Genomic DNA, 25,310 nt, shown 5'->3' with positions numbered 1-25,310 from the left:
CCCCGCACCCCTGAAACGAAAGAAACCAGCGAACTACACCCAGCGAATCGCGCATTTCGGGCGATTCGCTACGACTAATTCGCTGGAAACTTCACAGCGGGGGGCGCGGGGCGCGGCGGGGCGGGGCACCGGGGGCGCGGGGCGCGACAGGGCGCACCGCACCGGGGGCGCACCGGGGGCGCGGCGGCCCACCGCAGCGCGGCACGCCCCACCGCGACCGGGACCTACAGGCCTTCGACGACCTCGTCGCGGGCGGCGACCAGGTTACGCAGCGACGGGTCGACCTCGGCGTAGCCGCGGGTCTTCAGGCCGCAGTCGGGGTTGACCCAGAGGCGCTCCGTCGGCACGTTCTGGAGGGCGGCACGCAGCAGACCTGCGATTTCCTCCTGGGACGGCACGCGCGGAGAGTGGATGTCCCACACGCCCGGGCCGATCTCGGAGTGGAAGGACTCGTCGAGGTCTTCCAGCAGTTCCATCTTGGAGCGGGCGGCCTCGATGGAGGTGACGTCGGCGTCGAGGGCGGCGACGGCATCGATGATCTGGCCGAACTCCGAGTAGCACAGGTGGGTGTGGATCTGGGTGCCCGGCTCGGCCTTCAAGGACACGAGGCGGAAGGCGCGGACGGCCCAGTCGAGGTAGGCGGCGCGGTCGTCGGCACGCAATGGCAGGAGCTCGCGCAGCGCCGGTTCGTCGATCTGGATGACCTTGATGCCGGCTTCTTCGAGGTCGCGGACTTCGTCGGCAAGCGCGAGTGCGATCTGGTCAGCGGAGACGGACAGTGGCACGTCGTCGCGCTTGAACGACCAGGCCAGGATGGTGACCGGGCCGGTGAGCATGCCCTTGACCGGCTTGTCGGACAGGGATTGCGCGTACGCGGACCAGTCGACGGACATGGCCTCCGGGCGGGAGACGTCGCCGACGACGATCGGCGGACGGGTGCAGCGGGAGCCGTAGGACTGGACCCAGCCGTTCTCGGTGGCGACGAAGCCGTCGAGAAGTTCGGCGAAGTACTGGACCATGTCGTTGCGCTCGGCCTCGCCGTGGACGAGGACGTCCAGGCCGATCTCTTCCTGGAGCTCGATGACCTGCTTGATCTCGTTCTTTAGCGCCTCCTTGTAGTCGGCGTCGGAGAGCTCGCCTTCGCGGTGGTCGGCACGGGCCTTGCGGATCTCATCGGTCTGCGGGAAGGAGCCGATGGTGGTGATCGGCAGCTTCGGCAGGCCGAGCTCCTCGTGCTGGATCTTGTTGCGCTCCTCGAACGCCGGCTCGCGCTTGACGGCGCCCTCCGGCAGTGCGGCAACGCGGTCGGTCACGGCCTTGTTGTGGATGGTGGTGGACTCGGCGCGGGTGCGCACGGCGCGGTCAGACTGGGCGAACGCCTCGGTCGCGGCGTCCGGGCCGGCGACGAGCGCCTGAATCTCGGCGAGCTTCTCGTCGGCAAACGACAGCCACGGTGCGACCTCGACCGGCAGGTTGCGCTCGGCCTTGAGGGTGTGCGGCACGTGCTGCAGGGAGGTGGAGGTGGACACGGAGACCTCGCGATCGCCAAGCGACTCGAGCACCTCGGTGCGCTCGCGGAGGTTGGCGGCCCAGACGTTGCGGCCGTCGATCAGACCAGCGACCAGGTGGGTCGACGCAGGGATCGTCTCGGCTACCCGGGAGGCGTAGTCGCCGTCGGCCTCGAGCGTCCACGGGGACAGGTCGACGTGCACGGCCTCGAAGCCCAATTCGGCGATGACCGGGAGGGCCTCGCGGGCGGAGCCGTACGGGGTGGTCAGGTACACGTTCGGGCGGTTCTCCGCGGCCAACAAACCAGACCAAGCCTCGCGCAGGTGCTTAGCGATCTCCGCGTCCGGGGTGGACAGGTCAGCGACCACGGCCGGCTCGGCGATCTGGATCCACTCCACGCCGGCGTCCTTCAGGGCGGCGAAGACCTCGGCGTAGGCGTCGACAAGCGCGGGAAGCAGCGACCACTCGGCCGGCTTGGACAGGGCGATCAGGGTGACCGGGCCGACGAGGAACGGGCGGACCTTGTGGCCGGCCTCGGCGGCTTCCTCCACGATGCGCACGATGCGCTCCGGCACCGCCTTAATCTCCTGGCCAGCCTCGACCTCCGGAACGAGGTAGTGGTAGTTGGTGTCGAACCACTTGGTCATCTCGAGCGGCACGCGGGTGTCGTTGCCGCGGGCGAGGGCGAACTCCTCGTCCAGATCAACGCCGCCCGGCACGAGGCCGACGGTCAGCGCGGTGTCGAGCACCTGGTCGTACAGGGCGACGTCCGCCGGGATGGCGTAATCCTCGGTCAGGCCGAGGTCGCGCAGGTGGTTGTAGTTGTTCACACGCAGGGCGCGGGCGGTGGAGCGGAACGTGTCGGCGTCGATACGCCCTGCCCAGTAGCTCTCGAGCGCGCGCTTGAGCTCGCGGTTCGCGCCGATGCGCGGGTAACCCTCGATGGTTGCCTTGGGGAAGGTGGTCATTGTTCGTCCTTTATCTATTGGATGCCGATGCGGTCCAAAAAGTCCCGCGTGACGGCCAGGTTGTTGTGGGTGTACACGTGGAGCCCGCCCGTGCCGGCGTCCAAGATCTCCCGCGCAAGGTTGGCGGTGAGTTCCATGCCGGCTTCGTACTCGTCGTCAGCTTCGAGCAATCGCTTCTCGACGACCTCAGGCACCTCCAACCCCGACAACTCCCCCATCCGGCGCACGCGCTTCAGGGAGGTCATCGGCATAATCCCCGGGATGAGCGGAATGCGCACGCCCGCCAGACGCGCCACCTCGACGAACTCCAGGAAGTCCTGGGCCTCGAAGAAGAGCTGCGTGATGGCGAAGTCCGCGCCCAGGCGCTGCTTGGTCAGCAGCACGTCCAGGTCGTGGTCGAAGTTGCGCGATTCTTCATGCCCCTTGGGGTAGCACGCCACCGACAGGGCGAGTTTGCCGCCGGCGAGGCGGAACGCCTCTTCCTCCTGCACTTCCTCGATGAGGTTGAGCAGGTCGGTCGCGTACGGCATGTAGCCGTCCGGCAGGCCGGTCTCGGGCAGGTCGCCGCGGAGGGCGAGGAAGCCGCGCACGCCGGCGTCGATAAGCGTGCGGATCCACTCCGTGAGTTCCTCGCGCGTGCCGGCCGTGCAGGCCAGGTGGGCGATCGTCCGCAAGTCTGTGGTCTGCTCGATGCGCGAGATCACGGACGCGGTGCCTTCGAGCCACTCGCTGCGTCGCGACGACGTCACGGAGACGTAATCCGGGTTGTAGGAGGCCAGACCCGCGATGAGTTCGTCCATCTTCGCCACGTCATCCGTGGGGCGCGGCGGGATGATCTCGAAGCTCAACGCGGTGCGCTGGCGCGGGCGGGGGCGGCGGATCACCGGCGCGCCCTCGCGGTCGATGGGCGCCGAGGCGGAAAGCCGGGTCGAAGGGGAGGCTTCGAACATGGCGTGACCTTTCACTCGGCTGGCTGTCATCGGGACTTGTTGCACCGTGGTTAAACGGTGACTTGAAACTTATGTGGCGTGTTTATGGGTCTCAATCAGCTCGGTTTCCGTGCGCTGTCGTTGCTGGTCAAGGCCGTCGTTTTCGTGAATGTAATTACCGCAAAATGAACCGCTTAGTCCGTTTTTGCGTAACGCTTGGTACAGAGACGCTGTCCAGCAGCTTCGCTACCCTTGGAACCTGTAAACCCAACACAGATGAAGGAGACCCCCATGAATCTGAAGATGGTCGGCATCGCCTACACTATCGCTAACCAAGCCGTGAAGTACTTCCGCGACCAGAACGACAAACGCGAGCGCGGCATCTACGACTCCCTCCTGGAAAACCTCAAGGACGGCGACTTGGACGACATCCGCGAAAACCTCGACCCCGACCAACTCGAGGAACTGTTCGGCACCGCCCGCGCCCAGGCCGGCGAGCTCACCCGCCAGGCCCACGACCGCCTCGACCGCCGCCGCGCCGCCTTCAACGCCGACGCGCCCCTGCGCAAGCAGCGCATCGACTTCCTCGAGGCCCATGCGAAGGAAAAGAAGGACGAGGGCCGCGGCGTGCTCGGCACCATCGGCGCCGTGATCAAGTGGACCACCCTGGCAGCCGTCGCCGGCGGCGGCGCCTGGGCCGCGTGGGAGTTCTGGCTCAAGGACAAACTCGGCGGCGAAGAGCCGGTGAAGACCTACCGCCCCGCGCCGACCCGCACCGAGACCTCCCCGTCCGGCTCGTCCACGCTCGTCTACTCCACCCGCACCGAGGACGAGCGCTCGCTTAACGACGACACCACCACCGACACCACCGGCAAGCACGCCCTCACCACCGACGCCACGGGCACCGCGGCCGCCACTACCTCCACGGACGACGAGCTCACCACCCTGGACACGCTCGACGACGACCAGCGCAGGGCCACCGACGCCACCCACAACACCGATGGTTCCGACGGCGGCCGCCACGAGCTGAAGTAGCCCGCCCTACACCTCGGCGCGCCAGCCCGCGATGAGGTGCCGCACAAGCCGGTCGCGCACGTCGGGGAGGAACTCGGCGAGCGGGGAGGCCATCGGCCGGGTGGCGACGGTGAGTTCGGAGGCCAGCTGCAGTGCGGTTTGGCCGGGGGCGACGATGCCGTGGGGCACGGCTTCGTCGATAAGCAACTGCACTTTGTGCATGAAGGCGTCGCGGCGCTCGACGATGATGCGGGGGCCGTCGGCGGAGGGTTCGGCGGCAAGTGCGGCGGCGAGCATGCCGACGCCGGAGTCGACGATCGCCCACACGAATCGCTCGAAACTGCCTTGGGGGTCGGCGTGGAAGCCGGCGAGGGTGGCATCGAGGAGGGTTTCGAGGCGGTCGATGTAGACGACGGCGCAGGCGTCGTAAAGCGAAGAACGCGACGGGAAGTGACGGTAGAGCGTGGCGATGCCCACGCCGGCGTCGGAGGCGATGCCGTTGAGCGTGATTTCGGAGTTGGGGCGCGTCTGGATTTGGTGTAGCGCGGCCGTGATGATCTGGTCGCGCTTCCTGCGGGCATCCGCGCGCATGGCACTCCCCACTCTGCGTTTGACAGTGACTTATTTAGGGAGCACCATATCACGAGTTAAGTGATAGTCCACCCTACGGTTAAGGGACCACATGACTGCAATCCTCAGCGCGCAAGACCTCGTGGTGCGCAGGGGCGACGCTCCGGAGACATTCGACATCGGCCGGGGGCTGACCCTGCTCAACACCAGCCGAGAGTCCGACTCGACCCTGCTCAGCCTCACGCTGGCCGGGCGTCATCGTCCCCACGGCGGCACCATTTTGCTTGACGACGAACCCTCGTCGCACCGCGAACGCTTCAAGCAGATCGCGCTCGCGGGCGTGCAGGAGATCGACTCGCTGGACCGCCTGGTGCGCGTGCGCGACGTGGTGCGTGAGCAGATCGCCTGGTCGCAAGGCTTTTTCCGCCGCACCCCGCACACGTCCGAGGCGATTAAGTCGCACAAGCATGTGGAGCGCTGGCTGGAGCCGCTGCAGCTGGAGGACATCGACCTGACCGAGCAGGTCGGCGAGATTTCCCCGCTGGATCGCTTCCGCCTGCGCGTCCTGCTGGCGCTGATTTCGCGCCCGGAGGCGACGATGCTGATTGTCGACGACATCGACCAGGTCCGCGACATGGACCTGCGCAGGCAGCTTCTCGACGACCTGCGCGGCGTTGCAGTCCACCTTCCCGTCATGGTGAACACGGTGAATGAGGAGGGGCTATGAGCGGCCTGCACATTGGTACCGATTTCCGGAAATTTCTCCACGGCAAGCTCCCGCCGCTTGCCCTGACCGCGATCATACTGCTGCCGCTGCTGTTCGGCGGCTTGTTTGTGTGGTCGTACTGGGACCCGCTGGGCAACCTCTACAAGTTGCCGGTCGCCTTGGTGAACTCGGACGAGGGCGAGAACGGCGACGAGGTTGTGGACCAGTTGCTGGAGCAGCGGCCTCTCGACTTCCGGGTGGTTAGCGCCGAGGAGGCCAGACAGGGCATCGCCGACGGCACCTACTACCTGGGTTTGGAGGTCCCCACGGACTTCTCCGACGCGGTGACCAGTGTGAATTCGGATAATCCGCACCCGGCGAAGATCAACATCACGTTGAACGAGACGAACGGCTTCATCCCGACCGTGCTGGGCGATAAGGCCGCAGACGCGATCGCGGCCGCCGTGTCCAACTCGGTGGGCGCGAAGGTGGTCGACCAGCTGTTTGTGGGCATCAACACGCTTTCCGACGGCGTGCAAAAGGCCTCCGACGGCGCCGAGCAACTCGACGAGGGCGCGAATTCGGCCCACGACGGCTCGGAGAAGCTCAACGAGGGCGGCACGAAGCTCAACGACGGCATCCAGCAGTTGAACGACAAGGTGCAGCAGATGCCGGACGCCGTGAACAAGCTCGACGGCGGCGTCGCCCGCCTGCAGGACGGCGCGATTCAGTTGAACGACGGTTTGACCACCGCCTCGGGTGGCGCATCGCAGCTTTCCGACGGTATGAACCAGTTGCAGTCCGGCACCCAGCAGTTGGGCGAGGGCGCGACCCAGATCGCCGGCGGCGTGGACAAGATCACCGGGTTTGCGGGCAAGTTGAACGACGCCCAGGCGGCGTTGGACGACATCAACGCGAACCTGGACCGCGTGATCGCGGACCTGGACCGCTCCCCCATCCCGGGCTCCACCGAGCTGGCCAACCAGGCCCGCGGTGTGAAGCTGCAACTCAACGGCGGCCCGCTGCAGGCGCTGCAGGGCAACGACTTGGTCGGCCAGTTGATGCAGCTGCAGTCCGGCGCGCACGAGTTGGCCACGCAACTTTCCGACCCGAGCGCGAAGTACCGCGGCGGCGTGGACGAGGCAACCGCGGCCGCAAAGAAGCTCGCCGACGGTCTGGCGCAACTCCAGGACGGCTCCGGCACGCTGCTGGCCGGTATTACGACGCTGAAGGACGGCACGTCGAAGTTGGTCGTCGCCGCGAGCACCGCCACGGACGCCACGTCGCGTCTGGCGGACGGCTCCAACCAGTTGGTGGTCGGCCTGGGCGACTTGAACGACGGTCTGGTGAAGCTTTCCGACGGCACCGGCGAGCTCTCCATGAGCCTCGCCGACGGTGCCAAGAAGGCCCCGAAGTGGCAGGGCGAGCGTCTGGACAAGGCCATCGACGCGGCGGCGGAACCGGTGACCACGCAGCATGTGGGCGACGGCTTGACCTTCTTTGGCAAGGGCCTGAGCCCGTTCTTCCTGGCCCTGTCGCAGTGGTTCGGCGTGCTGATCACCTACATGATCATGAAGCCGTTTAACCGCCGCGCGATCGACTCGGGTGTCAGCCCGTTCCGCGTGATGCTCTACACCATGATCCCGTCGGCGATCATCGGCTTCTTCCAGGCCGTGGCCCTGTGGGTCATGCAGGTGGGCGTGCTGCGCGTGGAGCCGGAGCACCCGCTGACGCTGTTCGGCGTACTGGCGTTCGTTTCCTGGGTGTTCATCTGCGCGATCATGGCGCTTAACACCGCGCTCGGCCCCGCGCCCGGCCGCTTAGCAACGATGGCGCTGATGTCCCTCCAACTCGTCGCCTCCAACGGCCTATACCCGCCTGAAGTACAGCCGGAGTTCATCCAGTGGGTGCACAAGTTCGACCCGATGAGTTACTCGGTGGATCTGGTGCGCTACGCGCTGTTCGACACTCCGTCCTACGATCCGCGCATGTGGACCGCGGTGACCGCGCTGCTCTTCGTGGCTGTGCTGGGCATTGTGGTCTCGTCGGTGGCGCTGCGCGCGCGCCGCACGATCCCGGTAAGCGATCTCCACCCTGAGCTGTCGGTGTAATCCGTACTATGGGCGGAGCGAATCCACTTCCCCCTGAAAGGACATCATGTTCAAGAAGACCAACCGCCTCGCATCCGCTGCACTTCGCATCCCCACCGGCGCGTACATCCTGAACGCCGGCCTGGGCAAGTTCAACTTGGACAAGGAGGGTGCCGAGGGCCTGCGCGACATGTCCACCGACGGCATCCCGGCACTCGGCCAGATCGAGGCCGAGAACTTTGCCACCGGCCTGGCCGCCGCGGAGACCGCCCTGGGCGCCGCGCTGCTGTGCCCGCTGCTGCCGAACCGCCTCGTCGGCCTCGGCCTGACCGCCTTCGGCTCCGGCCTGCTCACCATGTACTTCGGTGGCGACCAGTACACCGAGGACGACGGCATCCGCCCGTCCGATGCCGGCAAGGCCATCGCGAAGGATTCCTGGCTCGTCGGCATCGGCCTCGCGCTCGCTTCCCTGCCGAAGAAGAAGTAGCGTGCGCCGCGCCGCAGCCCTCGCGCTCGCCGCTGCCCTGATCCCTCTCGCGGCGGCTCCCGAAGCCGAGGCGCTGCAGCTGCGCTGTCACCCCGTCCACGTCGTGCAAGCGGCTGGGTCGGGGTTTTCTCATTCCTGGCACCCTGTCGCGCGCGAGTCGCTTTTTGACGACGACTCCTCCCCCGCCGACGACCTCCAAGTCCGGTTCGGCGCTCGCACGGTGTCCACGTTCCAGGTGAAGTACCCGGCGTCGCTTGGCCGCTTCAGCGTGTTCGGCACGTCCGGCGTGGTTCCGGAGGGCACGGAGGCCGCCACCTACGGCGAGTCGGTGCGCTACGGCCGCGACCAGGCCACTCTGGAGATGGAAACCGTCGCCCGCCACTGCCCCGGCACCCGGTTCATCCTCATCGGCTACTCGCAGGGCGCGCACCTAATCGGCGACGCCGCCGCGTTCGTGTCCGCAGACAAAGTGCAGGGCGTGCGTGCCGACGACATCGCCGCCGTCCTCCTCTTCGCCGACCCCGCCCGCGCCCCGTTGGAACCCGGTGCCCCGAAACCTGCGCGCCTCTATGCCGCCCCGCCGAAAGGACTGCGCGGCGCGAACGGCGAGACGGTCCAACCCGGCGGCACCGCGCTCGACCCCACCCGCGTCGGCATGGCCGGCACCCGCAACCTCGGCTTCCACGGGTTGGAGGGCAAGGTACTCTCCCTGTGCAACGGCGCCGACATGGCGTGCGCGACGGACCCGGACAGCATCATCCGTACGCTTGCAGACGTCGCCATGCGCGACGTGGTCCCCGGCCCCTTCAACGCCATCACCGGCATCCGCATCGCCCGCCTCCAAGAGTTGCTCGGCCAGGGTGTGCCCCCGCGCGTGGCGTTCGAGCAATCAGGGCTATCGCTTATCGACGCCACCCTCGCCCCACAAATCATCATCGAACTCGCCACCGCCGGGAGCGCCCTGCACCACCACGCCACCACCGCCAGCACCACACCTGTGGACCAGCAGGTCGCCATCGCGTTGCTCGCCGCCCTGCCCGAACTGGCGAAGGAGGGGGTGACGTGGCCATGGCTGTTGCCCGCGCTCAATCAACTCATTCCGGACGCGGAACTCCTGCTCCAAGTCTTCCGGACCATCGAAGCCGCGGAACGGATCAACTGGCAGTTGGAGCGCCTGGGTGTCATCCCCCACACCCCCACCGGCACTGAAGGCCGCCAGGCCTGGGCGCATGCGACCGTGACCGCGCTGTGCGAGCGCATCATCGACGCCGCCGGCCTACGGGAGGCATTCGACGACCCGCAGAACGCGAACCTGATTGCGTCCGCTCGCCTGGCCGGCGATTTCGGGCCGCGGCATATGTCCTACTACAAGCTCGGCTACACCGACATCCCCGGCGGTTTCAACGTGGACGGGCAGACCGGCTATGACTACGCGATGGGGTGGCTGGATGAGGTTGTGCGTGGGGTCGTCGCAAAGCAATGAGCCCGCCAGGCACAATGCCTGACGGGCTCAGCTCAACCGGGGGTTACTTCTCGGAGGAAGCAGCCTTGTCCTCGGTGCCCTTCTGGGAGCTGCCGGAGGAGCCGTTCATGAGCGTCTCGTTGTCGATCGCCTTGCCGAACATGTAGGAGGAGGTGTACTCCTCAGCGCCGCATGCGCGCATGACACCGTCGACAGCGAGCAGACCCAGGGTGATCGCACCCAAAGCGCCAGCCGCGAGGCCGAGAGCCTGCGGGTTCTCGATGGAGAACGCAGCCTGGAGGTCAGCCGCACGGGACGCACGATCCTCGTTGTAGATGCCGAGGCCGCGCTGAATGCGGTTGTTGGCGTCGCGGATCGCAGCGTTGACCTGCGCGGAGACACCCTCAAGGCCCGGAATCTGGACCTGGGACAGGATGCCCAGCGGGATCGCGAGCAGCAGCGGCGCGGTCAGGCCGACGATGCCGGCGATGCACTTGCCGTCGAGCTCGGAGGAGCCGGACTGGGTGTCCTGGTTGTTAACCACGTGCTTGGTGAACTTGATGTTGTAGTGGCGTTCCAGGGACTGGTTGCCGTTAGCATCAACGACCACGTAGCCGAGGTCACCCTGGAAACCATCCTTGAGCTTGAGGGTGTACTTGCCCTCACCCGTCTGGATGATCTCCTCGATCTGATCACCGTTCTGCGTCGGAACGAAGTCCTTCAGACCCTCCGGCAGTTCAATCTTGATCTCACCGGTGGTGGTGCTGTTATCGATCTTGATCTGCGGCAGGTCGTTGTTGTACCCGGTGCTTGCACCAGACTCAGTCAGCGGGCCGGACTGAGCAGTATCAGACGGAACGATGTCGAGGGTGATCGTGCGCAGAACGTCGCCGTTGTCGTTGAGCTCCTCAACACGGACAACCTTGCCGACGGTGTCTGGCTTGGCGGTGACGCGGAACTCGCCGTCCACCGTGCTGGTGGTGACGTACTCGTTACCGGAAACGACGATGAACTTGCCACCGTTGTTCATTGCCGGAATGTCGGTCCAGCCGTTCTCCGGGATGACGGAGCGCTGCTGACGGGTCGTGAGGACCTTGCCCTTGATGATGTTGACCGTGTAGCGGTTGATCACGTCGCCGTTCTCGTCGCGTTCCTCAACCACACCGGACTTGCCAGCGGCATCCTGCTTCGGCTGAAGGATCCACTCACCGTTCTCGGTGCGCGGGTCCATGAAGGACTCGCTGCCGGAAACCAGCAGGAAGGAGTTCTTACCCTCGGCGATCGTTGCGCGGAACTGGGAGTTCGTCGCAACGGTGTAGGTGGCCTCACCCTTCTTCGGCTCGACGATATTCAGGCGGTACTCCGCCCAAGCGCCGCGGCCGTCCTTCACCTTGATCACTGCAAGGCCAGTCTTACCCGGCACCGGCTTGATAACGAACTGGTCGTTGGCCTCGTCGCGGGTGACGTTGACGAGGTCCTTGCCCTCAGTCACCTCAGCGTTGTCGTCAGCGGCACCCGGGATTCGTGCAGTCGCGTTCCAGCCCATCTCACGCTCGAGCGGCTTGAAGTTGGCGTCGCGACCCGGGGTCACGTCGATCGTGTAGCGCTCGAAGACGAAGCCTTCATCGGTCACGTTCTCGAGGATTAGCTGGCCGTTAGCATCGCGGTTGAACTCGAGTTTGACGGACTTGGACTTGTCGGCTGGGACGTCGCCGGCGAGCAGTTTCTTCGCCTCTTCGGCATTCACCACTCGCAGGTTCGTGCCAGAAAGGTTGAGGATGTTGTCGGAGGTGACGTCGTAGTTGAGCTGGCGCACCGGTGCCGGGGAGACGTTGTAGGTGTACTCGGTGATCGGGCGGTAGTCCGCGTTGTCGTCCTTGTCGAAGAACGGCTGCTGCTCGATCACCTTGACCGTACCTTCAGCGCCCGGCTTGAAGACGAGCTGCCAATCGCCATCCTCACCAAGGGTGGACTTCTCAAAGTCGATGATGCCCTCGTACTCAGTCTTGTAGTGCTCGATCATCTCGTCGTACGAGTCGAACTTGCCCTCAGTGTCGAACGTGAAACGGTTCGGATTTGCACCGTCGTTCTCGGTGTCCTTAAAGCCGAGGTACAGATCCACGATGGAGCGATCGACGATATCGCGCTCAATCGACTTGACCTCGTACTGGTCCTGGTTGATGCCCGGGTTGACCTGGATATTCCAAACACCGACCAGCGTGCCGGTCTTCTTGTCAACAACGTGGATCACAGCCTGACCGGTGAAGCCGTCACGCGGCTTGACGGTCCAGATGTTGGTGTCATCGCCGTTCTCATCAAGCTTGCCGGTGGTCGACTCGACGTCAACGTCGCCGCTGATGACCTTGATATCCCACTCGTCACGACGCTCGATCTTGACGGTGTCGCCGTCCTGGCCGTCGCTGCCCGACTGGATCTCGTAGTTACGGATGACCGGGCCGGAGTTCACGTCGTTCTTGATCTCGATCGTGTAGTTGTACTCCACACCGTTCTTATCGGTGAAGACGATCTCAACCGTGCCCTCGGTGTCCTTGTCCTTCGGCTTGATGACCCAAGTGTCATTTTCACCCTTGGTGATCTCAACGAGTTCTTCGCCCGACTTGATCGTGAAGTCGCCACCGCGGCGCTCCACGATCGCGGTGGAGGTGCTCAGAATCTCGCGGACAACATCGAACTTCGAGGTGGTGTTCTCGATGGTGACGATGTTTTCGCGGACGTTGCCGGACTCTTCGACGATCTTGACGACGACCTGGCCACGCAGGTTCGGGTTCGTGACCTCAACCTTGACCTGCTGCTCGTCGTCGAAGACATTGATGCCACCCGGAAGAACGTCGTGCTCGTTGCCGTCGGCGTCGATCCAAACCAGCTCAGTCTTCTCACCCGGGTTCTTTTCGATGACCTTGATGCGGTTCTCGCTATCCGGGTTGATCGTATAGAAGAAGTTGTTGACCTTGACGTTGGTCTGAGTCTGCACGGTGATCGTGTCGGAGACCTTGACGCGGTAGATGTACTGGTTGCCCAGCTCGTCCGTGATCAGGATCTCGACGTCGCCCTCGCCCTCAAAGTCTGGGCGCGGGGTGATGTTGAGCTTGCCGTCCTCGGTACGCTCGACCACGACGATGTCGCGGCCCTTGATGACCTCGAAGGTCCAGGAGCCCTTCACACCGTCCGGCAGCTCGATGGTCTTGGACTTGTCGTTCTTGGTGAAGCCAGCGAAGTAGTAGTACTCGTGGACCTCCTTCACCGACTCGTACACCTTCTCGGTGTAGTAGTTCTCGGTCACCGGAATCACGCGGGTAGAGGTGACCGGTTCCGGGGTGATGGTCTTCGTCTCGGTGACGACGCCACCCGGCACGTCCTTTACAGTCGTGCGGGTCGGCGTTGCCCAACGAGTTGCGGTGACGGTGGAGGCCGGCTTAGTGACAACAACCGGGGTGTCCGACACGGTTTCAGTGACGGTCGTCGGCTCGCCCTCACGGGTGGTCGTGACGACCTTTGCCGGCGGGGTCTCAACAACCGTCTTCTCGACCGGTGTACCCGAGACGGTTTCAGTGACAGTCTTGGTCACCGGGGTGACCTTCTCGGTCTCGGTCACGGTCTGGCGTGGGCGGGTGACCCGCACGGTCTCGTACGCCTTCGGCAGCGTAGAGCGCTCGGTAACGGTGACCTCAGGGTGCGTGTACGTCTCCGTGACGGTGCGCGGAGTTTCAGTAATGCGCTCGGTCGTCTTCGACGCGGGGCGGGTTTCCGTAACCGTCGTGGTGACCGCCGGCTGCGTAACCTTAGTGATCTCAGTGATGGTCTCCTTGCCCGGCGTCGGCTTGAAACCCGGCAGCCCCGGCTGCACAACGGTGACGATGCGCTGGAACGTCGGGTTTTTCTTCGGGTTCAGGTTGAGGTTGTAGTTCTTCGGCACAAGAACGGTGATGTACTCACCCTCGTTGTAGTTTTCCTCAACCGTCTTGAAGTACTTGTTCTTGGTGAAGACGTAGTTCGGCGTGCCATCGCCCCTAACGTCCTGCTTCTTCCAGTGGATGTCAAAACCAGTCATGGTCTGGAACATCGTCTGGTTGAGTTGCCCGTAGTAGAAGCCGCTGCGCATCTCGTTCAGCGCACCAAGATTGTTCGAAAGCAGAGCCTGCAGGATGCGGTTCTCCTGCTGGATCTTGTAAAGCCGGTCCGGAGACGGCTGCTTCTGGTAGGCCTGGAAATCCGCAGTTAGAGACTTGGTGACGTTGATTGCGGCGAGCAAAATATCCTCGTTGATGCGCAAACCGTCACCGACACGGCCCGAGGCGCCGGTGAGCTTGCGAACCTCGTAGCCGCCCGGTTCGTTATTCCACGGGTTGTCGATACCCCAGTCGATGCACCAACCCGGGCCACGGTCAGTCGGCAGCACGAAGGTTCCGTTGCTGTACGAGGTCGGCTTCTCAGCGGCGAAGTACTGGCGAAGATCCTCTTCGCTCAGGCGCTCGTAGGCGTTAACAATCTGGGCCTGGGAGCCCGTGTAAGTCAGCGCTTCCGCGCTCGGGGCAACGCCGGCCACGCCGCCAGCGATGAGAGTGCTCGAAATGAGCGCGGCCATAGCGCGCTTCTTCAAGTTTGCGTTCTTCAACGGCTTCATTCCTTACAAGTCGGAGGAGATATTCGAAGCAGCCTTGAGATCACCTGAACACGGATCTCCAAACTGATAACTACACATTTAATCGCAAGATCGCCTTGGAGGACAGTCCAAAACACCTCACAGCCAACCAAAACACCTAATAACCTTTGAAAACCCTAAAACCCGCGTCGCTGACCTCCACCTTTAGTCAGCACTAAATAAGAAAACCGCAAGGTGATCTTCACCACAACCCGAGCGATTGTTCAACAAAACCTCGAAGAACGTCAAAAGCCCGAAGCCGTGGTGGCTTCGGGCTTTTAAGGCGCTAGAGCGATTTACTTCTCAGCATTCGAGCTTCCCTCTGCGGAGGAGCCCGAGGAGGACTCGGATGCGTTGGCAGCAGCATCCTCAGCCGGCTTGCCGGAGGAGCCGTACATCAGCCAGTCCTGACCGGTTGCCTCGCCGAGCTTGTAGGAGGAAGTCATCTCCTCCTTGCCGCAGGCACGCAGCACACCGTCAACCAGGAACAGGCCGATGGTGATCGCAGCCAGTGAGCCACCGGCGAGCTGCAGCATCTCCGGGTTCGCAACGTTGAACGCACCCTGCAGGCTCGCTGCACGCTGTGCGCGGTCGTTGTCGTAGATGCCCAGACCACGCTGGATGCGGTCGTTGGTCTCGCGGATAGCGTTGTTCACCTGAGCGGACAGACCCTCCAAGCCCGGGATCTGGACCTGGGACAGGATGCCCAGCGGGATCGCGAGCAGCAGCGGCGCGGAGAGGCCCACCAGGGAGGCGATGCACTTGCCGTCGAGCTCGGAGGAGCCGCTGTTGGTCGTAGCCGAGTTATCAACCACGCGATTGAATTCGATGTCGACGTATTTTTTCTCGTCGAGGATGCCGTTCTTGATCGGCACGACCACAATCCGGCCACCGGGGACAACGCCTGCTTCCACCTCGAGGTGGTCGCCCTTGTCGACGATCTTGTCGCGCGGCACGATCGTGCAGGAGCCGTCGGCGTCGCAGACCCTGATCTCGACGTTGTTGGCGCCACCCTCGAAGTCAACCCTGAACTTGTTGTCCGTGTTCGGTACGCGTTTGATCGACGGTTTCGGCTCCGGGATCACACCCTGCTCAGAATCCGGAACAACCGCTTCGACAACGCGAACGAGGTTGCCCTCCGGGTCGCGGATTTCAATGGTGGCCTGACCACGCTTACCCGGCTGCGCGGAAATCTGCAGCTTGCCCGACTCCGTCGGCTCAACCGTAACAACATCGTGACCACGGACGACCTTGTACTCGTACTTCTCGCCGTACTCGATATCGTCCTTGATGTCCTTGTACAGAACAGTGCGGATTTCTTCGAAGTTCAGCGGTTTGGTCTCCGGGAGGACCTCGATGTTGTAGCGCTTCACAACAACGTCGCCACGGGTCTCGATCACCTTGATGGTCTTACCGATGGAGTCCGGACCCTTCGGGACCAGCACCCACTTGCCGTCATCTTCGGTCCACTTAACCCACTCCTCGCCTTCAACGATCTTGATCGGGTTATCGTTGATACGGGTGATGGTGAAGCGGCCGTCGACGCTCAGCTTGTAGTCGTCCGAGCTAGCGGTCTGGCCGTCGTTCTTGCCCGGCACGACCGTGTAGATGTAGCGCTCGATAACCGTGCCGTTCTGATCCTTGATCTCAACGGTCTCGGTACCGGTCTTGCCTTCCTTCGGCGTGATCAGCAGGGTGTCGCCCTCACGCTTCACGTCGATGACGTCGTCGCCCTTCTCGTCGAAGGTGAACTCCGACTCGTTCATGGTGATCGAAGACTCGGACTTTGGGGTCAGCTCGAAGCGCTCTTCACGTACACCAGACGGGGTGACGTTGAAGATCCGGCGTTCGAACACCAGGCCACGGGAGTTCCGGGACTCGATGACCACACGGCCCTGCGCACCCTCGACGAACTCGAGCTTGCCACCGTTCAGGCCATTCTTAAGCAGGTCTTCGCCCTCGACGACCTTCAGATCCTTGCCGGAGAGACCGACCGTAGCGCCAGAAATGACATTCATGACCTTCTCATCAACCTCACCCGGGGTGACGTTGATGGTGTACTCGACGAGCTCGGTGCCCTGGAACGTCTCAGCGATGACGATCGTGCCGTCGGTACCCGGCTTCGGCAACACAATCCAGTTGCCGTCCTCATCCTTCTCGTAATCGAAGAGGTCCTCGCCTTCCTTGATCACGAATTCATTCTGCTCGGTGCCGCGGGTGAGCTTGATCGTGTTTCGGTCGAGGACGTCCTGAGTGACCTTTGCGGTCGGGTACTCGGTTGCCTCTACCGGCTTTGCGACGATGGTGTAGGTGCCCACAAGCACGCGACCGTTGTCGGTGTCCTTGTAGACGTTGAAGACGAGCGTGCCGTTCGTCTTGTTCGTGATCTTCCACCCGTCAGTCCCGTCCCACTCGCCGGTTTTGGAGATGATCTCCTTGGTGTAACCGTCGTCGTGGCGGACCTCGACAGAGTCACCTTCGTTAATCTGGTACGTCTCGTTGTCCACAGAGACGTTGGTGCCGTGCTGGATCTTCAGGGTGTAGGTGTAGGTCTTGCCGTCCTTGTCCTCAGCCTTGATCACAACATCGCCGGTTGCGCCCTCCTTCGGAACGACAACCCAGAAGTTGCCGCGCTTCTCGATCTTTTCGATCTTGTCCGCGCCTTCGACGATCTCCGGCTTCTTCTCAACGTTGGGAGCGTCGAGCGTGAAGGAGTTGAGATTGCCGATGATGCGGGTCTGCGAGTCACCGGTAGCAGTGGTGTCGATCAGGTAGATGTAGTTGTTCTCGGCGCCAGTTGCCTTGCCGTCAACGGTCTCGAAGACCTTGACCTTGATCTCACCCTGCTTCAGGCCGTCAACGACCTTGAGCTTGTACTGGGTGGAGGAGCCTTCGACCTTCTCCAGGCTGCCTGGGCCCTCAACCTCGTAGTCCCAGCCAGCCGGAACGGTGATGGTCTGGTCGAGGTTGGAGACGCCAACGTTGAAGTAGTGGTTGTTGACGGTGACGTCGTTGACCTTGACGTCCTCAGTCTTCTGGTTGACAACGTTGACGGTGTACTCGTGACGGTTGCCGTCAGAGTCAACGATCACGAAACGGACAGTGCCCTTGCCCTCGCGCTTCGGGACGATCTCGATGACGTACTTGCCGTCCTTCTCAACCTTCTTGATATCAACGAGACCGTTGGAGTCGTCGATGACCTCGAGCGACCAGTCGCCCAGACCCTCGACGTCGATGGTCTGCGACTTGTTGGTCTCAGAGAAGGCAAACGCGTAGGTGAAGTTGCGGATGTAGCGCTCAGTGACGGAAGTGCGCTCAACCGTCTGGACGTTCTTGTTGGTGACCGTGGTCTCGACAACCTTGGTCTCCGGGGTCGCAGTCACCGTGCGGGTTTCCGTGCGCGGAGCAGCGGTCTGACGAACGGTCTCGACAGCGGTCGCGGCCGGCTCGGTGACGTAGACAGTCTCGGTTGCGCCATCGACAGTGTCAGTCGACTGAACCGTGGTGTACTCGGTAACAACCTTCGGTTCGCTCTTCTCAATGGTGACGGTCTTCTGCGGAGCGGTAACCGTCGTGGTTTCGGTTTCGCGCGGCAGTGTGGTCTTCGCGGTTGCGGTGACGACGTCCGGACGCTGAGTGGAGGTAACCGTAACGTTCTCAGGCGTCTCAGTGACGAGCTCCTCGACAACCTCCTGGTAGTGCTCCGTCTTGGTGACGGTCGGGCGGACAGTCTCGGTGACGGTGGAAGCACCCGGACGAACCGTGATGGTCTCCGTGGAGGTGGTGCCCTCGACGGTCTTGGTGACCGTGGACTGCTCCGAAGGCTGAACGGTCTCGGTGACCGTGTCACGGACAACATCCGGCTTGTAATTGTCCAGACCCGGCTGCGCGATGATCAGGATGCGCTGTTTCGTCGGCTCCCTGCGCACGTCCTGGTAGACGTTGTAGTCGTCCGGAACCAGAACGGTGAGGTACTCGCCCGGATTCACATTGAGCTTGCTGAACTTCGTGGAGTCCTTCGCCAGGTAGTAATCCGACTGACCCACAGTCTTCGACGCCGTGCCACGGATGTCAAAGCCGGTCCAGGTGGAGAATTCCTGGATCGAAAGAGCCGGCGGTTTGGTGGCCCAACCGAAACCGTAAAAGCCCGGTTCAGGCTTGACTTCGCCCAGGATGTAGCCACGCATCTGGTCCAGGATCTGCTGGTTGTTGGAAACCAGTGCCTGCATCGCGAGGGCCTTCTTCTTTGCTGCCTCGGTACGACCGGCGTAGTAGTCGTCCAACATCAACTTGGTCAGGTTGATGGCTGCCTTCTCGATGTCCGGGTTAATCGAGTAGTCGCCACCGCTGACAAGGTTAAAGCCGTAAAGGCCGGAAACGCCGCTGAGCTGGCGCACCTGGTAGTTGGTGTAATCCTCCGGCGCCGGCAGAGCGGCGTCGATGCACCAACCCGGCCCATACTGGGTCGGGAGCAGATCCATCCTGCGATCCAGCTTCTGGGTCTTGTTGTACTGCAGTGCAGCCTGGGTAGCGTCGCTCGGCAGAGCCTTGTACTCGCTGGTTACCTGTACGTCAGCGTCCGCGGTCGGCGCAGCCACTGCTACACCACCAAAAGCCACCGTGGCGGAAACCATGGTGGCCAGGACGCGCTTCTTCAAGTTTGCGTTCTTCAACGGCTTCATTCCTTACAAGTCGGAGGAGATATTCGAAGCAGCCTTGAGATCACCTGAACACGGATCTCCAAACTGATAACTACACATTTAATCGCAAGATCGCCTTGGAGGACAGTCCAAAACACCTCACAGCCAACCAAAACACCTAATAACCTTTGAAAACCCTAAAACTCGCGTCGCTGACCTCCACCTTTAGTCAGCACTAAATAAGAAAACCGCAAGGTGATCTTCACCACAACCCGAGCGATTGTTCAACAAACAGGTTTCTGGGTGCCTGGTCGCCTCGAAACCGTGATTCCCCGCTGGCACTTCAGCGCGTTCTCAGCCCAGATCAAGCTTGGAGGGGTGGGGGCAGAGTGTCGTCGTGAAGCAATGCACCTAAATAGATAGGCATCCGACCCAACTGCAGTGATCGCGTAAATGCTAAAGGCCAGACCCTGGGAAGGATCTGGCCTTTATGTTCCTTGTGGAGCATAGGAGAATCGAACTCCTGACATCCTGCTTGCAAAGCAGGTGCTCTACCAACTGAGCTAATGCCCCGCGCCCTTGCGGGCTGTGGGCCTAGCAAGAATCGAACTTGCGACCTCATCGTTATCAGCGATGCGCTCTAACCGACTGAGCTATAGGCCCTTGGAACGAATAGGAATATTACAGAGCCACATGGGCACCACCAAATCGCCAGGCTGCGCCGGGTTTTGGGCGCGGCGGTTGTGTGGCGGTTGTGTGGCGATTGTGTGGCCAGTTGTGCCGCAAGCCGATCGTCTAGTTAGACGTTCGACCGAGCTAGACGATGCGGCGTGGCGCTTTGCGTTTCTCCTGTTGGTGTTGGCGCACATTTTCGATAGAGAGCGAATCGTCTGGTTGGACTACAGGCGAGCTAGACGATTCGGCTGCAGACGCGGTCGTGGAAGCGGCCGCGGAAGCGGCTGCGGAAGCACTGCGGAAGCACTGCGGAGGCGGTTCGCGGCGCTGAAAGACCGGCAACAAAACCCAAGCTCCGCCACCACGCAACTACCGGGGGTAATTTGCGGGGGTAGTCACTGAGGGCAAAGTGGTGAACAATCCGGGGCGAGCTCGGAAAATGCGCCTCGGCGACGGGAATTAACACGGTTTTATGCGGGTTTTTATTGTCAGCAAACGGAAAGTGCCCAGGTGAGAGCCCCTTTCGTAGATATATTCCTATCTTCATGCCGAGGAATGCATAGTATGCATGCATAGCGGATTGTTCAACTATCCGGGTTTCGAGCCCCGGGTATCGTTCAACAACCGGACCCGGAGCACAGAAAACGGAGGGGGATTGATGAACAATCTGCACCTAAATCGCGGTCGAAACGTTGAACAATCCGGAATAAACGTTGAACAATCTGGCGTGAAACGGCGCTGAAAACCGACAGGTTTACGGACGTATACCGAGTGCATAAACTCGTCACCATCAAAGCCAACGCGGTGATCGCCGCACGAACACCGCACACACAAGGAGCACAAGACAATGCGCGCAGCACTTCGGAACGGAATCGCAGCAGCACTGGCCGCCACCGTTGCACTCGGCGGCGTTACCCCGGCACACGCTTTCGAGGCCGGAGTGAGCGCTGGCGCACCGGTTGAACAGGGTGCGCTCGTCGACACGGATAACGACGGCCTGCCCGACGAGTGGGAAGAAAACGGCGTCGTGCTCAGCGACGGCACCTTCCTCAACCTGCCGGCTTACGGCGCCGACCCGCAGCGCCCGGACATCTTCCTCCAGCTCAACTGGATGAAGTCCGACGAGGAGGATTACGGCCTGGAGTCGGAGAAGATCCAGGACATCGTGGATCTTTTCGACGACCACGGCATCGCCATGCACATCGACGCCGGCGAGACCTTCAACAACATCCCGGGCTACGAGGCACGCGGCGGCGAGACCGTCGAGTACTCGCAGTACTACTTCGACGGCACCACCCCGGCGTTCCAGCTGCTGAACAACATCAACGACTTCCTCGGCCCGCGCCAGAGCGTGTTCCGCATCGGCGTTATCGGCGACCAGATCGACGAGAACAACCTGGCCACCGGCGCGTCGCTGGTTAACGACAACTCCTTCTTCGTGGCCAACCACCGCTTTGTCAACACCCAGGACAAGCTCCGCAACGCTGTGCTCCACGAGCTGGGCCACACCCTGGGTCTGCGCCACAACGGCGCCCACGAGGCAGTCCGCAACGTCGGCGAGGCGCAGCCGGTCAATGGCGAGTACCGCTCGGTGATGAACTTCCTCTACCGGTTCACCACCTTCAACTACTCGGAGGAACCCTACGAGGTGCAGACCGCCGAGGGCGTGGAGACCATCCCGGCCGACTGGGACTCGCTGGTGCTCAACACCTCGCGCATCGGCGTGAACGGTGAGACCGCCACCAAGCAGGCGCAGCCGACCACCATCACCTGGACCGAGAAGAAGCCGGTCGAGGAGGCTGGCGAGGCGCCGAAGGTGCAGGAAGCGCCGAAGACCGAGACACCGCAGGAGCCGAAGCCGGCACCGAAGGCTGAGGCCGACGTCAACGTCGCGGCCATCGTCGCGCCGATCGTCGCAGTGGCTGCAATCGCCGGCATTGGCTTTGTGCTGGCGAACATGCAGGGTCTCACGATCCCGGGCCTGGCCCTCTAGGCCGAAGCGCCCACAACGAAACGCGCCCCGGAGGATCATCCTCCGGGGCGCGTTCGTCGTTAAGCGCTACCGTGCCCGATTGGACATGGTGTAGCGGATGCCGCCGACAAGATCCGCGACGGCGTTGTACAAAATCGCGGTCAGCGGCGCCATGATGGACATGAACACCACGCCGACCAGCCCGAGCAGGCCCGCGGCGGACATGGCGAGTTTCATGTCCACCACCTGGTCACCACCCACGCCGCCGATCAGCGAGTTCACCGACTCAACCACCCCGGCGCGCTCCAGTGCGTAATACACCAGCGCGGAGGCGGCCATCCAGGCGATGAACCCGAGCAGCGCGAGCAGCGTCGCCACCTTGAAGACGGACCCGGCGCTCACACTCCGGATCGTCACTTTGCGGGCGGCCACGGGTTACTCCTCGCCCTCATCGCTTACCGACGACGCCGAGCTGGTCACATCCTGCGCCTCCTCGAGCGTCTTCTGGCCGGTCGCCACAGCGGTGGCTTCCTCTTCGCCCTCGTCCTCGACGTTGCGGTCGATGGCCAAAAGTTCCACGCCGTCGTTCAGGTCCACCAGACGCACACCCATGGTCGCGCGCGACGACGGGCGGATCTGGTCAACCTCGGTGCGGATCACGCCGCCGGCGGAGGTGATGGCGAAGATCTGGTCCTCCTCGCCAACCGCCAGCGCGCCGATCAGCTTGCCGCGCTTCGGGGTGTACTTGAAGGTCATCACACCCATGCCGCCGCGGCCCTGCGGGTTGTACTCCTCGATCGCCGTGCGCTTGCCGTAGCCGCCGGAGGTGGCCACGAGCAGGAACTCGCCGTCTTGGACGACGGTCATGGCGAGCAGTTGGTCGTCGCCACGGAAGCGCATGCCCTTCACGCCGGCGGTCGCGCGGCCCATCGGGCGCAGCTGTTCGTCGTCGGCGGAGAAGCGGATCGCCTGGCCCTGCTCGGAAACCAGCAGCAGATCGTCGTCGTCGCCGACCAGGGATGCGCCGATCAGGGCGTCGCCTTCGTTGAGGTTGATGGCGATCAGACCGGAGGAACGCGCGGACTCGTAGTCGGTCAGGCGCGACTTCTTCACGCGGCCGTCGCGGGTGGCCAGCACCAGGTACGGCGCATCTTCGTAGGTTTGGATTTGGATGACCTGAGCGATCTTCTCCTCCGGCTGGAACTCCAGCAGGTTGGCCACGTGCTGGCCGCGGGCGGTGCGGCCCGCCTCCGGCAGCTCATAGGCCTTCAGGCGGTAGACGCGGCCGAAGTTGGTGAAGAACAGGATCCAGTCATGCGTGGAGCAGATGAAGAAGTTCTTCACCACGTCGTCCTGCTTCAACTCGGCTCCGCGCACGCCCTTGCCGCCGCGCTTCTGCGACTTGTACGCGTCGACCTTGGTGCGCTTGGCGTAGCCGGTGGAGGTGATCGTGACCACAACGTTCTCGCGGGCGATCAGGTCCTCCTCGGTCACGTCGCCGGTTGCGGCCACGATTTGGGTGCGGCGCTCGTCGCCGTACTTGTCCACGATCTCGCCGAGTTCTTCGCCGATGATCTGGCGCTGACGCTCAGGCTTGGCCAGGATGTCCTTGTAGTCGGCGATCTGCTCTTCGATGGCGGCGAGGTCGTCGATAATCTTCTGGCGCTCCAGGGCTGCCAGGCGGCGCAGCTGCATCGCGAGGATCTCGTTGGCCTGGATCTCGTCGACGTCCAGCAGGTTGATCAGGCCCTGGCGGGCGTCGTCGACAGTCGGCGAGCGGCGGATCAGCGCGATGACCTCGTCGAGCATGTCCAGCGCCTTGACCAGGCCGCGCAGGATGTGGGCGCGCTTCTCGGCCTCGTCCAGGCGGTACTGGGTGCGTCGGACAATGACTTCGATCTGGTGCTTGACGTAGTAACGCAGCATCTGGTCGAGGCGCAGCGTGCGCGGCACACCGTCGACGATGGACAGCATGTTCGCCGAGAAGTTCGTCTCCAGCGCCGAGTGCTTGTACAGGTTGTTCAGCACCACGCGCGGCACCGCGTCGCGCTTCAGCGTGACCACGATGCGCATGCCCACACGGTCGGAGGATTCGTCCTCAATCTTGGAGATGCCCACCATCTTGCCGTTGGTGACCTGCTCCGCAATGTTGTGGATGAAGTTGTCCGGGTTGACCTGGTACGGCAGCTCGGTGATCGTGATGACCTGGCGGTTGCCGATCTCCTCAATCTCCGTCACACCGCGCATCCGGATCGAACCACGGCCCGTGGTGTAGGCGTCCTTAATGCCCTGGTCGCCCACGATGAGGCCGGCCGTCGGGAAGTCCGGGCCCTTCACGCGCTCCATCACCGCGTCGAGCGTGCTCTGCTCGTCCGCGTCGTGGTTGTCCAGGATCCACTGGATCGCGTCCGCCAGCTCGTTCAAATTGTGCGGCGGGATGTTCGTGGCCATACCGACGGCAATACCGTTCGAGCCGTTCATCAGCAGGTTCGGCACACGCGACGGCAGTACCGTCGGCTCCTGCGTCTTGCCGTCGTAGTTCGGCGCGAAGTCGACGGCGTTTTCGCGGATGTCGCGCACCATCTCCATCGCCAGCGGAGTCATCTTGCACTCCGTGTAACGCATCGCCGCCGGGCCGTCGTTACCCGGCGAGCCGAAGTTGCCCTGGCCGTCCACCAGCGGGTAGCGCATCGCCCACGGCTGCGCCATGCGCACCAAGGTGTCGTAGATCGCGATGTCGCCGTGTGGGTGGTAGTTACCCATGGTGTCCGCCACCGGCTTCGCGCTCTTCACATAGGAGCGCTCCGGGCGATAGCCGTTGTCGTACATCGCGTAAATAATGCGGCGGTGCACCGGCTTCATGCCGTCCCGCACGTCCGGGAGCGCACGACCCACGATCACGCTCATCGCGTAATCGATGTAGCTGGTCTGCATCTCCTCGTTAATGTCGATTGGTTGAATGCGGTCGATGCCGCTCGAGGTCTCATCAGCCATAGTTGCGCAGTTTACCGGGCCTCTGCGCCTTTTCACGCTAGCCGCGTGGTATCAAAGTGGTATGGCGATGACTCTCCGACTTACCGACGACGAGGACAAGGCACTCGTTTTACTGGCTTCGGCCTGGGGGTGCTCGAAGCAGGAGGCCGCCAGGAGAGCGGTCGTCTCCGCCGCGTCGCGTTTGCTTGACGACGCCACCGTCACCGACCTCGCCCGCTCCCTCATCCCCACCTATGCCGGGATGGAGTCGCGCATCCGGCAGGCCCGATCGTGAGGGGCCTCTCCGCCGAGCAGTTGCTAGCCATTGCCGACGAATACTGCTCCTTCCACGGCTGCCACCTCCGCTCTTTCGGGTTTCTCACCGCCTGCGCCGCCGTCCCCGGCGCGCGTTTGCACGGGGTGCCGGTATTTGATTCGGTTTCCGCTGCCGCCACTGCCCTGTCCTCCGCCATCGTTGCGTTGGAGCCGCTGTCTGACTCCAACGCCGGGTTCGCTGAGGTCGCCGGGGAGGTGTATCGGAGGTGGGCGGGGTAGGTCCCCTCGGTGGCGCCTCTTCCAGTATTTCTGTGACAGATCGCACCTCCACCCGGCGCAACATTTGTCACTTTCCCCAGGTCGCCGCTTCCGCCGACGC

General features: G+C 63.0%; 15 protein-coding genes and 2 tRNA genes. 8 read left to right on the top strand and 9 right to left on the bottom strand.

Annotated features, from left to right (window positions below; translation table 11 throughout):
* Positions 1 to 224 precede the first annotated feature (224 nt).
* Positions 225 to 2,477 (bottom strand): 5-methyltetrahydropteroyltriglutamate--homocysteine S-methyltransferase, encoded by a 2,253-nt coding sequence (metE, locus tag IAU68_RS00135; protein ID WP_171193080.1) that lies wholly within the window; start codon positions 2,475 to 2,477, stop codon positions 225 to 227.
* A 14-nt stretch (positions 2,478 to 2,491) separates the two neighbouring features.
* On the bottom strand, positions 2,492 to 3,427 hold the full coding sequence (locus IAU68_RS00130) for a methylenetetrahydrofolate reductase (protein ID WP_171193079.1): 936 nt from the start codon (positions 3,425 to 3,427) through the stop codon (positions 2,492 to 2,494).
* Positions 3,428 to 3,697: 270 nt separating this feature from the next.
* Here IAU68_RS00130 and IAU68_RS00125 point away from each other — a divergent pair, with 270 nt between their 5' ends.
* The gene (locus tag IAU68_RS00125) at positions 3,698 to 4,441 is read left to right on the top strand and encodes a hypothetical protein (RefSeq protein WP_171193078.1); all 744 of its coding nucleotides are present in this window, start codon (positions 3,698 to 3,700) and stop codon (positions 4,439 to 4,441) included.
* A gap of 6 nt (positions 4,442 to 4,447) precedes the next feature.
* Here the strand turns inward: IAU68_RS00125 and IAU68_RS00120 are convergent, their stop codons facing one another.
* On the bottom strand, positions 4,448 to 5,011 hold the full coding sequence (locus IAU68_RS00120; protein ID WP_171193077.1) for a TetR/AcrR family transcriptional regulator: 564 nt from the start codon (positions 5,009 to 5,011) through the stop codon (positions 4,448 to 4,450).
* 91 nt (positions 5,012 to 5,102) lie between these two features.
* On the opposite strand from IAU68_RS00120, the gene IAU68_RS00115 reads away from it, so the two are divergent.
* Genes IAU68_RS00115 through IAU68_RS00100 form a run of 4 tightly spaced genes read left to right on the top strand, consistent with a single transcriptional unit; the run spans position 5,103 to position 9,756 of the window.
* Complete coding sequence (locus IAU68_RS00115; protein WP_171193076.1) at positions 5,103 to 5,717, top strand: hypothetical protein; 615 nt, start codon at positions 5,103 to 5,105, stop codon at positions 5,715 to 5,717.
* A complete protein-coding gene (locus tag IAU68_RS00110; RefSeq protein WP_171193075.1) occupies positions 5,714 to 7,807 on the top strand; it encodes a YhgE/Pip domain-containing protein in 2,094 nt (697 codons plus the stop codon). The genes IAU68_RS00115 and IAU68_RS00110 overlap by 4 nt, the downstream gene beginning before the upstream one ends.
* Positions 7,808 to 7,853: 46 nt before the next feature.
* Entirely contained in the window at positions 7,854 to 8,273 is a 420-nt protein-coding gene (locus IAU68_RS00105) for a hypothetical protein (protein WP_171193074.1), read from the top strand.
* Position 8,274: 1 nt separating this feature from the next.
* Entirely contained in the window at positions 8,275 to 9,756 is a 1,482-nt protein-coding gene (locus tag IAU68_RS00100; RefSeq protein WP_171193073.1) for a cutinase family protein, read from the top strand.
* Between the two features lie 43 nt (positions 9,757 to 9,799).
* Here the strand turns inward: IAU68_RS00100 and IAU68_RS00095 are convergent, their stop codons facing one another.
* From IAU68_RS00095 to IAU68_RS00080, 4 genes are all read right to left on the bottom strand, one after another.
* Positions 9,800 to 14,368 (bottom strand): hypothetical protein, encoded by a 4,569-nt coding sequence (locus IAU68_RS00095; protein WP_171193072.1) that lies wholly within the window; start codon positions 14,366 to 14,368, stop codon positions 9,800 to 9,802.
* A gap of 323 nt (positions 14,369 to 14,691) precedes the next feature.
* A complete protein-coding gene (locus IAU68_RS00090; protein ID WP_171193071.1) occupies positions 14,692 to 19,068 on the bottom strand; it encodes a hypothetical protein in 4,377 nt (1,458 codons plus the stop codon).
* Between the two features lie 467 nt (positions 19,069 to 19,535).
* Positions 19,536 to 19,608 (bottom strand) — tRNA-Ala (locus tag IAU68_RS00085).
* A 16-nt stretch (positions 19,609 to 19,624) separates the two neighbouring features.
* Positions 19,625 to 19,698 (bottom strand) — tRNA-Ile (locus IAU68_RS00080).
* A gap of 859 nt (positions 19,699 to 20,557) precedes the next feature.
* On the opposite strand from IAU68_RS00080, the gene IAU68_RS00075 reads away from it, so the two are divergent.
* Positions 20,558 to 21,703 carry a hypothetical protein gene (locus IAU68_RS00075; RefSeq protein WP_171193070.1) on the top strand — a complete coding sequence of 382 codons (1,146 nt, stop codon included), beginning with the start codon at positions 20,558 to 20,560 and terminating at the stop codon, positions 21,701 to 21,703.
* A 66-nt stretch (positions 21,704 to 21,769) separates the two neighbouring features.
* Here the strand turns inward: IAU68_RS00075 and IAU68_RS00070 are convergent, their stop codons facing one another.
* Both IAU68_RS00070 and gyrA read right to left on the bottom strand, forming a co-directional pair.
* Entirely contained in the window at positions 21,770 to 22,114 is a 345-nt protein-coding gene (locus IAU68_RS00070; RefSeq protein ID WP_171193069.1) for a DUF3566 domain-containing protein, read from the bottom strand.
* A 3-nt stretch (positions 22,115 to 22,117) separates the two neighbouring features.
* Positions 22,118 to 24,676 (bottom strand): DNA gyrase subunit A, encoded by a 2,559-nt coding sequence (gene gyrA / locus IAU68_RS00065; RefSeq protein ID WP_171193068.1) that lies wholly within the window; start codon positions 24,674 to 24,676, stop codon positions 22,118 to 22,120.
* Between the two features lie 61 nt (positions 24,677 to 24,737).
* Here gyrA and IAU68_RS00060 point away from each other — a divergent pair, with 61 nt between their 5' ends.
* Together IAU68_RS00060 and IAU68_RS00055 are read left to right on the top strand one after the other, a co-directional pair.
* Positions 24,738 to 24,950 (top strand): CopG family transcriptional regulator, encoded by a 213-nt coding sequence (locus IAU68_RS00060; RefSeq protein ID WP_171193067.1) that lies wholly within the window; start codon positions 24,738 to 24,740, stop codon positions 24,948 to 24,950.
* Positions 24,947 to 25,210 (top strand): TetR family transcriptional regulator, encoded by a 264-nt coding sequence (locus IAU68_RS00055; RefSeq protein WP_171193066.1) that lies wholly within the window; start codon positions 24,947 to 24,949, stop codon positions 25,208 to 25,210. The genes IAU68_RS00060 and IAU68_RS00055 overlap by 4 nt, the downstream gene beginning before the upstream one ends.
* Positions 25,211 to 25,310 lie beyond the last annotated feature (100 nt).

Origin of the sequence: Corynebacterium lujinxingii (assembly GCF_014490555.1) — a bacterium.
Taxonomy (GTDB): Bacteria; Actinomycetota; Actinomycetes; order Mycobacteriales; family Mycobacteriaceae; genus Corynebacterium; species Corynebacterium lujinxingii.
The sequence above is the reverse complement of the archived record's forward strand: the minus strand, read 5'-3'. Positions and strand labels throughout refer to the sequence as shown.